At 63.3% G+C, this 15,010-nt stretch carries 7 protein-coding genes; 5 read left to right on the top strand and 2 right to left on the bottom strand.

Annotation, left to right across the window (positions count from 1 at the left end; translation table 11 throughout):
- The first annotated feature begins 44 nt into the window (after nucleotides 1–44).
- Nucleotides 45–1,883 (top strand): long-chain fatty acid--CoA ligase, encoded by a 1,839-nt coding sequence (locus tag XI02_RS43075; RefSeq protein WP_069280415.1) that lies wholly within the window; start codon nucleotides 45–47, stop codon nucleotides 1,881–1,883.
- Between the two features lie 163 nt (nucleotides 1,884–2,046).
- On the top strand, nucleotides 2,047–3,246 hold the full coding sequence (locus XI02_RS43070; protein ID WP_016846826.1) for an ABC transporter substrate-binding protein: 1,200 nt from the start codon (nucleotides 2,047–2,049) through the stop codon (nucleotides 3,244–3,246).
- Nucleotides 3,247–3,374: 128 nt separating this feature from the next.
- Here XI02_RS43070 and XI02_RS43065 read toward each other — a convergent pair whose 3' ends face one another.
- Nucleotides 3,375–4,121 carry a transglutaminase-like cysteine peptidase gene (locus XI02_RS43065; RefSeq protein ID WP_172646465.1) on the bottom strand — a complete coding sequence of 249 codons (747 nt, stop codon included), beginning with the start codon at nucleotides 4,119–4,121 and terminating at the stop codon, nucleotides 3,375–3,377.
- Between the two features lie 595 nt (nucleotides 4,122–4,716).
- Here XI02_RS43065 and XI02_RS43060 point away from each other — a divergent pair.
- Together XI02_RS43060 and XI02_RS43055 are read left to right on the top strand one after the other, a co-directional pair.
- Nucleotides 4,717–8,883, top strand: coding sequence for a VCBS domain-containing protein (locus XI02_RS43060; RefSeq protein ID WP_172646466.1), 4,167 nt, complete (start codon nucleotides 4,717–4,719; stop codon nucleotides 8,881–8,883).
- Between the two features lie 100 nt (nucleotides 8,884–8,983).
- Nucleotides 8,984–11,218, top strand: a complete 2,235-nt coding sequence (locus XI02_RS43055) for a CHASE2 domain-containing protein (protein ID WP_018269122.1) — start codon at nucleotides 8,984–8,986, stop codon at nucleotides 11,216–11,218.
- A 162-nt stretch (nucleotides 11,219–11,380) separates the two neighbouring features.
- Here the strand turns inward: XI02_RS43055 and XI02_RS43050 are convergent, their stop codons facing one another.
- Nucleotides 11,381–12,988 (bottom strand): ABC transporter substrate-binding protein, encoded by a 1,608-nt coding sequence (locus tag XI02_RS43050; protein ID WP_172646467.1) that lies wholly within the window; start codon nucleotides 12,986–12,988, stop codon nucleotides 11,381–11,383.
- A 209-nt stretch (nucleotides 12,989–13,197) separates the two neighbouring features.
- Between XI02_RS43050 and XI02_RS43045 the strand changes: the two genes are divergently transcribed.
- Nucleotides 13,198–14,850: an ABC transporter substrate-binding protein gene (locus XI02_RS43045; RefSeq protein WP_172646468.1), complete on the top strand. Its 1,653-nt coding sequence runs from the start codon at nucleotides 13,198–13,200 to the stop codon at nucleotides 14,848–14,850.
- The last annotated feature ends 160 nt before the right edge of the window (nucleotides 14,851–15,010 follow it).

Below are 15,010 nucleotides of genomic sequence, written 5' to 3'. Positions count from 1 at the left end.
CCAAGGGCCGGCGGGTGAGACGGGCGGCAGAGGAGGGAGCGCGCATGGCAGGACCAGCGGTGCTGACGGTTGCCGACACGATCGCGAGGAGCTTTCTGCTCGCGGTTCAGACGCGTGGCGACAGGCCCGCGATCCGCGAGAAGAAGTTCGGCATCTGGCAACCGACCAGCTGGCGCGAATGGCTGCAGATTTCCAAGGACATAGCCTTCGGCCTGCAGGCGACCGGCTTCCGCCCCGGCGACGTCGCCTCGATCATCGCCAATGCGGTGCCGGAATGGGTCTATGCCGACATGGGCATCCTGTGCGCCGGCGGCGTCTCGTCCGGGATCTATCCGACCGATTCGGCGGCGCAGGTCGAATACCTCATCAATGATTCCCGCACGCGGGTGATCTTCGTCGAGGACGAGGAGCAGCTCGACAAGGTGCTGACCTGCCGCGCGCGCTGTCCGACGCTGGAGAAGATCGTCGTGTTCGATATGGAGGGCCTCTCCGGCTTCTCCGATCCGATGGTGCTGTCGCTTGCCGAATTCACCGCGCTCGGCCGCAACCATGCCCAGGGCAATGACGCCTTGTGGGACGAAATGACCGGCAGCCGCACCGCCTCCGATCTCGCGATACTGGTCTACACCTCCGGCACCACGGGCCCGCCCAAGGGCGCGATGCACTCGAACCGCAGCGTGACTCACCAGATGCGCCACGCCAACGATCTCTACCCCTCGACCGACAGCGAGGAGCGGCTGGTGTTCCTGCCGCTCTGCCACGTCGCCGAGCGGGTCGGCGGCTATTACATCTCGCTCGCACTCGGCTCGGTGATGAATTTCGCCGAGAGCCCGGAGACGGTGCCGGACAATCTGCGCGAGGTGCAGCCGACTGCGTTCCTCGCGGTGCCCCGGATCTGGGAGAAGTTCTATTCCGGCATCACCATCGCGCTGAAGGATGCGACCCCGTTCCAGAACTGGATGTATGCCCGCGCGCTCGCGATCGGCAACCGGATGACCGAGTGCCGGCTGCAGGGCGAAGCGCCGCCCTTGTTGCTGCGGATCGCCAACCGCGCGGCCTATTGGCTGGTGTTCCGCAACATCCGCCGCATGCTCGGGCTCGACCGCTGCCGGATCGCATTGACTGGCGCCGCGCCGATCTCGCCGGATCTGATCCGCTGGTATCTCGCGCTCGGCATCGACATGCGCGAGGTCTACGGCCAGACCGAGAATTGCGGCGTCGCGACCATGATGCCGGCGGACCGCATCAAGCTCGGCTCGGTCGGCAAGGCCGCGCCCTGGGGCGAGGTGATGATCTGCCCGAAGGGCGAGATCCTGATCAAGGGCGACTTCCTGTTCATGGGCTATCTCAACCAGCCGGAGAAGACCGCCGAGACGATCGATGCGAAGGGCTGGCTGCACACCGGCGACGTCGGCACGATCGACAATGAAGGCTATGTCAAGATCACCGACCGGATGAAGGACATCATCATCACCTCCGGCGGCAAGAACATCACGCCGTCCGAGATCGAGAACCAGCTCAAATTCTCGCCCTATGTCTCGGACGCGGTCGTGATCGGCGACAAGCGGCCGTATCTCACCTGCCTGATCATGATCGACCAGGAGAATGTCGAGAAATACGCCCAGGATCACGACATCCCCTTCACCAATTACGCGAGCCTGTGCCGCGCCCGCGAAATCCAGGATCTGATCCAGCGCGAGGTCGAGGCGGTCAACGTGAAGTTCGCGCGCGTCGAGACCGTCAAGAAATTCTATCTGATCGAGCGCCAGCTCACGCCCGAGGACGAGGAGCTGACGCCGACCATGAAGCTGAAGCGCAGCTTCGTGAACAAGCGCTACGCCGCCGAGATCGACGCCATGTATGGCGAGCGGGCGGTGGCATAGAGCATGATCCGGAAAAGGGTGAAGCGGTTTTCCCTCGCGACAAGCGCGCAGCGCTTGCGCGGAGATCATGCTCAAAGAAGGATTCGACGACGCCGAATTGGCGAAGGAGCGAGCCGGCCCGACCCTTCGCTCAACATGGGCCATTGTTAAGGAGGAGACTGCAATGTCGAAATCGCTGAAGGCGCTGGGCCTTGCGGTGAGCGCGCTGGCGCTGACCTGTCTGCCGGCCGCAGCCCAGACCAAGGTCACCAATGAAGGCATATCGCCGACCGAGATCGTGATCGGAACGCATCAGGACTTGTCCGGCCCGATCAAGGTCTGGGGCGTTCCGGTGTCCAACGGCATGAAGATGGCGGTCGAGGAGATCAACGCCGGCGGCGGCATCAACGGCCGCAAGATCAAGATGATCCTGGAAGATAACGGCTACGATCCGAAGAAGGCGGTGCTGGCCTCGCAGAAGATGGTCGAGCGCGACAAGGTGTTCGCGATGATCGGCCCGATGGGCTCGCCGACCGTGCTGGCCGCGCAGGACGTCCTGTTCGATGCCGGCGTGCTGCAGCTGTTCCCGCTGACGGCCGCCGAATTCACCTTCAAGTTCGATCCCGCCAAGCCGCAGGAGCGGCTGAAGTTCAACAACCTCCTGCCCTATGTCGAGAGCACGCGCGCCGCGCTCAAATACATGATGGAGTGGAAGAACTTCAAGAAGCCCTGCATCATGCATCAGGATGACGAGTACGGCAAAAACGTGCTCGACGGCTTCACCCAGCAGCTCGGCGCGATGAAGGTGCAGCCGGCCTCGGTCACGAGCTACAAGCGCGGCGCCTCCGACTTCTCGGCGCAGGTCGCCAAGATGAAGGCCGACGGCTGCGACCTCGTCGTGCTCGGCACCGTGATCCGCGAGACCATCGGCGCGATGAACGAGGCGAAGAAGCTCGGCTGGGACGTGACCTTCCTCGGCGCCACCCCGACCAACGTGCTCGAAGTGCCGGCGCTCGGCAAGGAAGCCGTCGAAGGGCTCTATGCGGCGTCTGGCTTCGAGATTCCCTACGAGGACACGGCCAAGGGCAAGGTGAAGGACTGGCTGGTGAACTACAAGAAGATGTTCAACACCGACGCCAATACCCAGGCGATCATCGGCTACAACGCGGTGATGACCTTCGCCTTCTACGCGCAGAAGGCGGGCAAGGATCTCACCGGCCAGAAGATGCTGGACTCGCTGGAATCAGGCGACAAATTCCTCGACATCTTCAGCTCGCCGCCGACCAAGTTCTCCAAGACGGATCATCTGGCCAACACCATCACCCAGGTGCAGCAGGTCAAGGGCGGCCGCTGGGTTCTGGTGAAGGACAATCTGATGTTCTGAGCGGCATTCCTCGGGATCGTCATTCCGAGATGGTGCGTTTGGACCAGACCCGAAGCCTCGAGATTCCCCAATTCGCAATTGCGAATTGGGGTTCGATGCTTCGCATCGTCCCGGAATGACGCAGTCAGTTACCGCGCCGCCGGCCGCCACGCGGCCTCGGCGACGAGCGGGGCATCGACATAGCGGTTGACGCCATGCTGGTCGATCACGAAGGTCGGCCGAAAACTCCTGATGTCGCTGTCCTCGATCATCGCCATGCGGCGGTTGTCGAGCGTCAGCCAGCGGCCGTCGAGCCGCGCCGCGACCAACGCATGGTCCTCGCCGCCGACGAGGTCATGCAGGACGACGATCCGCAAATCTTCCGGCGCGACGCCGGCCTTGCGCAGTGCCACCAATTTCGCGATCGCATAGTCCTCGCAATCGCCGCTGCCGCGGGCGAACGTGGCGAGCGGCGTCGTCCAGACGTCGGGCTCGCCATAGGCCGCAAGATCGCTACCCGGACGGATCGCAAGGTTGATCGCGCGGTTGATCTCGCCGAGCCGGGCACGACCCTGACGCGCCCGTCCGGCATCGACGATCGCCAGGAACCGCAGCGCCGCCGGCGACACACAGCCGGCGCGGTCGCTCTCGCAGGCTGCCAGTTGCTCCAATTCGTCGGCGAGCTGGCGCTGCACGCCGAGCCATTTGTCGTACAGGCCGCCGTCGGCAAGCAGGCTGGTCGTCAGGCCGAACGGCTCGGTCGACTTTCTGATCAGCGTCGCTGGACCAGGCGAGAGCAGCGAAGCGGCATTGAGCTCGGCAACCGGCGCGGCCAGCGCCAGGCCGAAGCCCAGCATGACGGCGCGCAGCGCAAGCGGGCGAAGCGAGAACCTCATCTGACACCCCCTGTCCGCTCATCGGCGGGTGGATACTGCACCGCGCACGCGACCGGATCGTTTCATGCCAGCCAGCATGGCGAACGATCCCTTCGAATCGACTTAAGATGTGGGGAATCAGGGGAAGAGGCTAAAGGGCGCCTGCGTGGGGTCCCGAAAACTTTACCGGTTTGTGAAAGGAAGCGGCGAACCTTTTTCCACTGCTTTGCAACTCATCCTTGCCTTCTGGTTAACCCGGCCGGTCCGCGCACGGGACTGCTGTGATTTGTAAGCTAAGTCACAGCTCTGGCCGGGAAATTGGGGTCAAATGCCCGCTCTGGGCTATGGGGAAATAGAGGCAAGTACAGAAATGCCAATCAATACCACGAATACGTGGCTCAGTACGTATCTTGGCTTAAATCCCACCTTATGGTACCGTCAAGCGAATCCGAACTACACGGCTCTTCACAGCGTGAGCCAGGTCACATCCAGTCAAACCGCACTACAGGACCACCTTGCGCAAGCACAGAGTGGTTTCGCCAAGCTTTATCCGATGATATGCAGGCATAATCATTCGGATATTTTAACAATACTAACTCTCGTGCGGTGATCCGCAGTGAACTTTGTCGAGAAATTCGACGGCCTGTTGCCGAACACGGACGCTTATGCCCGTGGATACGTGCACGTCGACAGTGTTTCCACGCATGCTCCGCCCGGCGCGATCATCGTCGACGACGGGCAATTGCTGTTCACCGGCGACTTCAAGCGGACCGGGCTCGATCTCGTCATCGCGAAGGACGATCGGGAACTCGTCCTGCACGACTATTTCAAGGGCGAAAAGCGCGCGCCGCTGGCGTCGCCTGACGGCGCGCATCTCACCGGCGATCTCGTCAGCGCACTCACCGGCTATACCCAATATGCCCAGGCCGGCGGCGCGGCGGAGCCGGCCAAGGTCATCGGCCATGTCACCAAGCTGACCGGGAACGCCACGGCCATCCGCAATGGCGTCGCCATCGTCCTGAACCAGGGCGACAACGTCAACAAGGGTGACGTTGTGCAATCCGGCGGGGACTCGACGCTCGGCATCACCTTCATCGACGGCACCGTGTTCGGTCTCGGACCGAACGCCAAGATGGTGTTGAACGAAATGATCTACGACCCGAACGGGTCGAGCAATTCGTCGCTGATGAGTCTGGTCTCGGGCACGATCTCCTTCGTGGCCGGCGCGACCGCCAAGCACGGTGACATGAAGGTCGATACGCCGGTTGCGACCATGGGCATCCGCGGCACCGCGGTGCTGGTCGAGATCGATTTCGACGTGCAGGGCACCGGCGGCGTGCCGCCGGCCAAATTCCAGGTGCTGGTCGAGCCCGATGGCAGCACCGGCTCCTACATCCTGTTCGACAAGACGACGCTCAATCCGATCGCGACCGTCGATCAGGCCGGCACCCAGACCATCGTCAACGGCCAGGGCAGCGTCAGCTTCGTCTCGTCGGCGCAACTGTCGACCGATGCGCAGAAGCTCATCTCCGACGTCTTCGCGCTGAAGTTCACCGACAACAACAATCCCAACACCAAGCTCACGACGAACTTCACGGACAGCGTCGTGCCGGTGTCGACCAGCTTCAAGCTCACCAGCAGCGACAGTGGCGCGCCGATCGTCATTCTGCTGACCTTCGTCAACACGACCGGACCTCAGGCCGGCGGCGCTCCCAACAGCAGGCTCGATCACATCCCGGGGCCGCCGCAAGTCGTGACCCAGGACGCGGTGTTTACCGAGCGGCCGGGGTTGACCCAAAGCGGGCTGTTCGACACCGCGACGGGCCAGATCAAATGGCTGGACCTCAATGTCGGTGACATACCGAGCGCGAAGGTCGACTATTCCGCGTTCAGCTACCGGGACGCCAATGGCAGCGACGTCACCTCATCGCTGACGGCTGCGCAGCTTGCGGCCATCAAGACCGTCGAGATCCCGTTGCTGCTCGAGCCCAATCCGAACAACAAGAATGCCGGTTCGGCAACCTGGACCTACAACCTTGCCGACAGCGCGTTCGACTTCCTGGCTGCCGGGGAAACGCTGACGCTGACCTATGTCGCGCGCGTCGACAATAATTTCGCGCCGAACAACGAGACCACGTTCAAGACCTTCACGATCACGATCACCGGCACCAACGACACGCCGGCGGTGACGTCCTCGACGCAGGCCGGTTCGATCACCGAACTCGCCGCAACGACGAATTCCGCCCAGCCCGATACGGCGCACGGCACGCTGACGTTTACCGATGCGGATCTGACTGACACGCATACGGTCACCATCACCGGCGTCACCGAGGCCGGCGTCACCACCGGACTTGCCGGCCATGCCACCGTGCTGAGCTGGCTGTCGCTGGGTGCCCTGACTGATTCGACCGATGGCGTGACGGGATCGCGCTCCTGGACGTTCTCGGCTGCCGACAGGAGCTTCGACTATCTCGCCACCGGCGAGACGCTGACGCTGACCTACACGATCGAGATCGACGATCATCAGGGTGGCGTCGTCACGCTGCCGGTCACCATCACGATCGTCGGCACCGACGACAGGCCGGTGATCACCTCGCCGACCCAGGCGGCGGCCATCACTGAAGCCGAGGAGACGACCGGTTCGGTCGTGCCGGACACCGCATCCGGTACCGTGACCTTCGTCGATGTCGATCTCAGCGACACCCACAGCGTCACCGTGGCCGGCGTCACCGAAACGGGCGTGACCACAGGGCTTCCCGATCAGGCGACGATACTGGGCTGGATGTCGCTCGGCACGCTGACGGATTCGACCGGCGGCGTAACCGGATCGCGCGCCTGGACATTCTCGGCCGCCGACAGGAATTTCGACTATCTCGCCGTCGGTGAGACGTTGACGCTGACATACCTGATCCAGGTCGACGACCACCACGGCGGTGTCGTGACCCAGCCCGTCACCATCACCATCACGGGCACCAACGACGCGCCGACGTTCACGTCGGAGCCGCCGACCGCCACGGTCCCCGAGATGATCGGCGAGACCGGATCGATCAAGCTCGACGTGGCCCAGGGCGCGGTGACCTTTGCCGACGTCGATCTCAGCGACACCCACATCGTGTCCATCACCGCGGTCGCGGAATCCGGAACGACCACAGGCCTGCCCGAGGACGAGTCCACCATCCTGAACTGGCTCTCGCTGGGGACGCTGACCGATTCGACCGGCGGGGTCGCCGGATCCCAAGCTTGGACCTTCTCGGCCGCCGACCGCAATTTCGATTATCTTGCCGACGGTGAAACGCTGACGCTGACCTATACGGTCGAGGTCAATGACCATCATGGCGGCGTGATCAGCCAACCGGTGACGATCACGATTACCGGCAGCAATGACGCGCCGATCGTCACGTCGGCGCCTCAGGCGGCCATCATCCCCGAACAACCCGATACGACCGGTTCATCGACGCCGGACAGCGCATCGGGCACCGTGACGTTCACCGATGTGGATCTCAGCGACACCCACACCATGACCATCACCGGCGTCGCCGAATCCGGGGCGACCACGGGCCTGCCCGACGAGTCCACGATCCTGAACTGGCTGTCGCTGGGGACGTTGACGGACGCGACCGGCGGTTCAATCGGATCGTCGACCTGGACGTTTTCGGCTGCGGACCAGAATTTCGACTATCTCGCCCTCGGCGAGACGCTGACGCTGACCTACACGATCCAGATCGACGACCACCATGGCGGCGTCGTCAACGAGCCCGTGACGATCACGATCAACGGCGCCAACGACGCGCCGACACTCGCCGACGTCAATGCCGGCACTCTCACCGATACCGCCGATAACGACACGTTCGGCACGCTGACCGGCACGCTCCATGGCAACGACGTCGACCATGGCGAAACCGCGACGCTGACTTATGCGGCGCTCAATTCGGACCACGCCGCGGTCACGCAGATCGCAGGCCTCTACGGCTCGCTGACCATCAACCCGGACGGCACCTACAGCTATGTTCCCGATGCCGCCGCGATCAACGCGTTGGGCAAAGGCACCTATGTCGACACCTTCGATGTGGAGACGATCGACGCGCATGGCGCCGTCGGGACTGCGACGCTGACGATCGACGTGATCGGCGCCAACGACACGCCCGTGATCCATACCGACAACATCAGTATCACCGAACATCCCAACGGGACCGAGACGATCTCCGGCCTGACCGTGACGGACGCCGATGCGACAGCCGACGAGACCTTCACCATGGCCGCGACGACGACGCCCGGTGCGGGCAGCAGCGTTGCGCCTTCGTCGCAGGAGGGGCTTCTCTCCAGCATCAACACCGCGCTTGGATCGTCAGGCCTCGTTTACAACCCCGGCCAGACACCTCCAGCGACCGACAAGATCGCGCTCTCCGTGACCGATGGCCATGGCGCAACCGATACGGTCAACCTGATCTTCAACGTCCAGCAGGATCCGCCGCAGCCGGTGACACTGACGGGGACCAGCGACAAGGACGTGTTCTTCGGTTCGGGGTACCAGGACAAGTTCGTGTTTGCGCCGAGCTTCAACCACGACACGATCCTGAACTTCACGCCAGGCCAGGACCAGATCGACCTGTCCACGGTCGTCTCGGCAAGCACCTTCAGCACCTGGTTCGATCAGCATGTTGCGACATCGCCGACGAATTCGGCGGATACGCTGATCACGGTCGACGGCGCAGACACGATCACATTGCACAATGTCGCGAAGGCGAGCCTGTCTCAGAACGACTTCATTATTCATTTTACGTGACGGACGCGCGGCCGTGCCGCCGCGGGTCTGGTCCGGCCGATTGTGCACTGCGCATGCTTGTTCGATTGGAACAATTCTGCGCGCGTGATATCCAGATGGCATGAAACGGCTGAAGGCGATACGCAGGTGGTTCGCACGGCGCTTCGGCTATGCGCGGCTGGTCTGCGTGGCGCTGTTGATCGGCATTGCCGCGCTGCGGATCGTGGATCCGGCTCCGGTCCAGGAGCTTCGCGTCAGGACGTTTGACACATTCCAGGCGCTGCAGCCGCGCCAGAAGACCGCGCGGCCCGTCACCATCGTCGACATCGACGAGAAGAGCCTCGCCGATCCCCGGCTCGGACAGTGGCCGTGGCCACGGACGCGGCTCGCCGACATCGTCACCAACCTCACCCGGCTCGGCGCCGTGGTGATCGCGTTCGACGCGGTGTTCTCCGAGCCGGACCGTCTCAACCCCGATATCGCCGCCGATACCTTCAGCAGCCTCGATGAGGAGATGCGCGCCAGGCTGCGGCAGCTGCCGAGCAACGACAGCATCATGGCCGAAGCCATCAAGAACTCGCGCGTGGTGCTCGGCGAGTCCGGCGGGCCCAACGTGCGCGCCGACCTCAACGAAAAGCTTCCGGTCACCGGACTTGCGATGCTCGGCGAGGAGCCGCAACCTTTCATGTTCATGTTCCCGGGGCTGCTGCGCAACGTGCCGGTGCTCGAGGAGGCGGCTGCCGGGCGCGGCCTGTTCACGATCAGGCCGGAGCGCGACGGCATCGTCAGGCGCGTGCCGATGATCATGGTGGCGCAGGGCATCACCATGCCGTCGCTGAGCTTCGAGATGCTGCGGGTGGCGAGCGGCTCGGGCACGATCCTGATCAAGGCCGACAAGGCCGGGATCAAGAGCCTGGGTCTCAAGGGCTTTGCGATCCCGACCGATCTCCACGGCCAACTCTGGATCCACTACGCCCGCCGCGATCCCTCGATCTATGTCTCGGCCGTCGATGTGCTGGACGGGCGCGTCCCAGCGGACCGAATTGCCGGCAAGCTGATCGTGATCGGCACCTCGGCGATCGGGCTGAACGACATCAAGACGACGCCGGTGACGCCGGCGATGCCCGGTGTCGAGGTTCATGCCCAGGTGCTGGAGAGTGCGCTGACCGGCGACGTCGTTTCGCAGCCGAATTACGGCATCGGAATCGAGTTCTTCGCCGCGTTGATCATGGGGCTCCTTGTCATCGCCTTCGCGCCGAAGTTCGGTCCGATCACGCTGGTCGCCGTCGGCGGAATGTTCGCCTCCGTGCTGATCGGCACGTCCTGGTATTTCTATTCCCAGCACCGGCTGCTGATCGACTTCACCTATCCGCTGATGTCGACCACGGCGATCTATCTCACGCTGATCTTCTCCGCCTTCGTGCGCGAGCAGCAGCAGCGCCGACAGATCAGGTCGCAATTCGTGCAGTACATGTCGCCCGCGCTGGTCGAGCAGCTGGCGCAGTCGCCGGAGCGGCTGGTGCTAGGCGGCGAGGAACGCGAGATGACCATCATGTTCTCGGACATGCGCGGTTTCACCTCGATCTCGGAAACCTACAAGAGCAATCCGCAGGGCCTCACGGCGCTGATGAACCGCTTCCTTACTCCGCTTTCCAACGCGATCCTCGCCCGCAAGGGCACCATCGACAAATATATGGGCGACGCCATCATGGCGTTCTGGAACGCACCGCTCGACGACAAGCAGCACCAGCTCAACGCCTGCGATGCGGCGCTCGACATGCTGGAGCGCGTCGACGACCTCAACCGTGAGCGCGAGCAGGAGGCGAAGGACGGTGGCCACGTCTATGTGCCGCTCAACATCGGTGTCGGTCTCAACACCGGCTCCTGCGTGGTCGGCAATATGGGCTCCGATGTGCGCTTCGACTATTCGGTGTTCGGCGACAGCGTCAATCTGGCCTCGCGGCTCGAGGGGCAGTCCAAGGAGTACGGCTTCCCGATCATCGTGGGATCGAAGACCGCGCTCGCGGTGAAGGAGAAGTTTGCGATCCTCGAGCTCGACTTCATCATGGTCAAGGGCAAGAAGGAGCCCGAGGTGATCTACGCGATTGCCGGCCGCGAGGATGTCGCGAACTCCGGCCGCTTCCAGCGGCTGCGCAACCTGACCATCGAAATGCTCGCCTGCTACCGCGGCCGCGATTGGGACGGTGCGCTCGCCGCGATCGAACGCGGCCGCAAGACCGACGAGGCGCAGACGCTGCAATATCTCTACCGCCTCTACGAGGCGCGCATCCACGCCTTCCAGAAGGAGCCGCCGCCCGACGACTGGAACGGCGCATTCGCGTTGACGACGAAATAGGCGACGCAAACTCGATGTCGTCCCGGCGAAAGCCGGACCCATAACCACAGATGGGTGTTGTTAGAAAGCCGTCTGGCCGCTTGCCTATTGCGCCGGCCGCGGCGTATGGGTCCCGGCCCCCGTGCGCAATTGCGCACTAGGCCGGGACGACGGTCCAGAGATTTACTCCAGCCCGATCTGGGTCAGATCCTGGAACCAGTGCTGCGCCTGCACGAAGGTTTTCACCTTCGGCGACAGCGCGTGCGGATTGGTGTCGTGCACCACCCACACCAGCGCGGCATCGTCGACGATCAGCGCGTGCGCCTGCGCCAGCAGCGCATCCTGCTTCGCGCTATCGAAGGTCTGCTTGGCCTCGTCGATCAGCGCATCGACCTTCGGGTTCTTGTAGCCGCCCCAGTTGACGCCGACCGGCGCGATTTGGCCGGAATGGAAGAACCGCACGATGGCGTAGAGCGGATCCGACGTGACATAGGCGATATTGTTGGCGGTGATGCCGGCGTTCATCTCGTCCGCCGCGCCCTTGCGCCAGTGCGTATATAATGTCTCGAGCTCGACCACCTTGAAGTCGATGTCGATGCCGATCTCCTTGAAGCTCTGCTGCAGGAACTCGTTCATCGGCAGCGACAGCATCTGCCCGGTACCGCCCTGCGCGATGATGAAGGTCGCCTTCAGCGGCTTGTCCTTCGAATAGCCGGCTTCCTCCACCAGCTTCGTGGCGGCTGCGAGGTCGTATTTCAGTTCAAAGGTCGGCTTGCCGAACCATGGGCTCGACGGATCGACCTGGCCCTTGGCGGGCTTGGCGAGGCCGTTCATCAGGCCAACCACCGCCTCGCGGTCGATCGCGAGGTTGAGCGCCTTGCGCAGGCGGATATCGGTCCATGGCGAGCCCGGGAGCACGCTCAAGTGATAGTTCCAGACATGCGGTGTCACGTTGTCGACGATCCTCATGCCGGCGGCCTTGAGCTGCGGCACCGCGTCGGGCGCCGGCGTCTCGATCAGGTCGACCTGGCCGGCCAGCAGCGCGTTGGTGCGGGTCAGCGCCTCCGGCATCGGAATCAGGATCATCTTGTCGACCTTCGCAAGCCGCTTCTTGTCCCAATAGTCCGGGTTCTTCGTCAGCTCGGCGAGCTCGCGCGGCACCAGCTTGGTCAGCTTGAACGGACCGGTGCCGGAGGGCTGACTGGCGAATTTGTCCCAGTCCTTGCCGAGCTTTTCATATTGCGCGGGGCTCGAGACCAGGAACCAGAGCATCTGATAGGGGAAGAAGGAGTCGACGGTCTTGGTGGTGATCTCGATGGTGAAATCGTCGATCTTGGCGTAGCTCGCGACCGAGGGCAGGCGGGTCTTGACCTGCGCACTCTGCCGCTTGTCGAATTGCGGTGCCTTGTCGTTCAGCACCTTGTCGAGATTCCAGATCACCGCGTCGGCATTGAAGTCGCTGCCGTCGTGGAATTTGACGCCCTTGCGCAGCGTGAAGCGCCATTTGGTCTTGTCGTTGTCGTCGACCTTCCATTCGGTCGCAAGCCCCGGGACCAGTTTGCCCGGCCGGTCGGCAACATCCATCTCCCAGGCAACCAGCGGATCGTAGATCGTGTAGGCGGTGAACTGATAGGCGCCCGCGCCGCGATCGGGCTGGCCGGTGGTCAGCGGAATGTCGGCCATCGAAATGCCGTAGCGCACAATGGACTCTGCTTGTGCCGACATGGCCGGCCAGCCCGCGGTCAAGGCAAGCGCCATTGCCGCCATCAGGATCGAATTGCGCGCACGCATATGAAGGCTCCGTTGGAAAGACGTCGGAGCCAAATCCTGCAAGCATGATGCCAGAATAGGCATCTTCGCTCCGTTCGGGCGCGAGGTGGGAAGAAATGACACGCCCGGCGGTTATTTGCTGATGAACTATTCCCCTTGGCACAGGCATTGCATACGCTTGCCCAAGAAATAATCACCAAAACGTCACCAGACTCGAAGGGGCTGCTCAGATGCGTAACAGGAAAACCAATGCGACGGCGATCATGCTGGCGCTGGCGATAGCCACTGGCGTGCCGGCGATCGCCGGCGCCGAGACCGTGCTGCGCATTGGCATGACCGCCGCCGATATTCCGCGCACGCTCGGTCAGCCCGACCAGGGTTTTGAAGGCAATCGCTTCACCGGGCTGACGATGTATGACGCGCTGACGATGTGGGACCTGTCCTCGTCGGACAAGGCGAGCGCGATGATCCCCGGCCTCGCGACCGAGTGGAAGGTCGACGATGCCGACAAGACCAAGTGGATTTTCAAGCTGCGCCCCGGCGTCACCTTTCATGACGGCTCGCCGTTCAATGCCGACGCCGTGGTCTGGAATGTCGACAAGGTCTTGAAGCAGGACGCGCCGCAGTACGATGCGAGTCAGGTCGGCGTCACCGCCTCACGCATGCCGACGCTGGTCTCGGCGCGCAAGATCGACGACATGACGGTGGAGCTGACCACCAAGGAGCCGGACAGCTTCCTGCCGATCAATCTCACCAATTTGTTCATGGCGAGCCCTGCCAAGTGGCAGAAATTCTACGACAAGGCCGAAGGCGCCGACGCCAAGGCGAAGTCGCAGGCCGCGTGGGCCGCGTTCGCCAAGGACGCGTCGGGCACCGGGCCCTGGAAGATGTCGAGCTTCACCCCGCGCGAGCGGCTTGAGCTGGTGAAGAACGAAAATTACTGGGACAAGGCGCGGGTGCCGAAGGTCGACAAGATGGTGCTGTTGCCGATGCCGGAGGCCAATGCCCGCACCGCGGCGCTGCTGTCGGGGCAGGTCAACTGGATCGAGGCGCCGGCGCCGGACGCGCTGCCCGAGATCAAGCAGCGAGGTTTCAACCTCTATTCCAACGAGGAGCCGCATGTCTGGCCGTGGCAGTTTTCGCGCGTCGAGGGTTCGCCGTGGAACGACATCCGCGTCCGCAAGGCGGCCAATCTCTGCGTCGATCGCGAGGGGCTGCGTGACGGCCTGCTTGCCGGCCTGATGGTGCCGGCGACCGGTACGTTCGAGCCCGGCCATCCCTGGCGCGGCAACCCGACCTTCCAGATCAAGTACGACAAGCCGGCCGCGCAGAAGCTGATGCAGGAGGCGGGCTTCGGTCCGAACAAGAAGCTGACGGTCAAGATCCAGACCTCGGCATCGGGGTCGGGCCAGATGCTGCCGCTGCCGATGAACGAGTATCTGCAACAGGCGTTGGCCGAGTGCTACTTCGATGTGCAGCTCGACGTCATCGAGTGGAACACGCTGTTCACCAATTGGCGGCGCGGCACCAAGGATCCGACCGCCAACGGCTCGAACGCCATCAACGTCACCTATGCGGCGATGGATCCGTTCTTCGCACTGGTGCGCTTCCTGCAGTCGGGCATGGCGCCGCCGGTGTCGAACAATTGGGGTTTCAACAACAATCCGAAGTTCGACGAGCTGGTGAAGAAGGCCCGCCAGACCTTCGAGCCGGCCGCGCGCGACGCCGCGCTCGCCGAGCTGCATGCGGCCTCGGTCGACGACGCGGCCTTCCTCTATGTCGCCCACGACGTCGCACCGCGCGCGATGAGCCCGAAGGTCAAGGGCTTTGTGCAGCCGAAGAGCTGGTTCGTCGACTTCTCGCCGGTCACGGTCGCGCCGTGAGGCGCTAGTCGCGCAATAGGTGCACCCTCTCCCCTTGTGGGAGAGGGTGGCTTCGCGAGAGCGAAGCCGGGTGAGGGGTTGTCGCCGCGGACACTCCTGCCTGAGATGAAATGATTGCATCCGCGGATGGAAACCCTCATCCGGCGCGCTCCGCGCGCCA

The organism is Bradyrhizobium sp. CCBAU 21365, assembly GCF_015291305.1.
Lineage (GTDB): Bacteria > Pseudomonadota > Alphaproteobacteria > Rhizobiales > Xanthobacteraceae > Bradyrhizobium > Bradyrhizobium elkanii.
The sequence above is the reverse complement of the archived record's forward strand: the minus strand, read 5'-3'. Positions and strand labels throughout refer to the sequence as shown.

Bases quoted from the DNA above. Each gene is read 5' to 3' on its own strand.
- XI02_RS43050 (WP_172646467.1), bottom strand. From the start codon at position 12,988: ATGCGTGCGCGCAATTCGATCCTGATGGCGGCAATGGCGCTTGCCTTG.
- XI02_RS43070 (WP_016846826.1), top strand. From the start codon at position 2,047: ATGTCGAAATCGCTGAAGGCGCTGGGCCTTGCGGTGAGCGCGCTGGCG.
- XI02_RS43055 (WP_018269122.1), top strand. From the start codon at position 8,984: ATGAAACGGCTGAAGGCGATACGCAGGTGGTTCGCACGGCGCTTCGGC.
- XI02_RS43075 (WP_069280415.1), top strand. From the start codon at position 45: ATGGCAGGACCAGCGGTGCTGACGGTTGCCGACACGATCGCGAGGAGC.
- XI02_RS43045 (WP_172646468.1), top strand. From the start codon at position 13,198: ATGCGTAACAGGAAAACCAATGCGACGGCGATCATGCTGGCGCTGGCG.
- XI02_RS43065 (WP_172646465.1), bottom strand. From the start codon at position 4,121: ATGAGGTTCTCGCTTCGCCCGCTTGCGCTGCGCGCCGTCATGCTGGGC.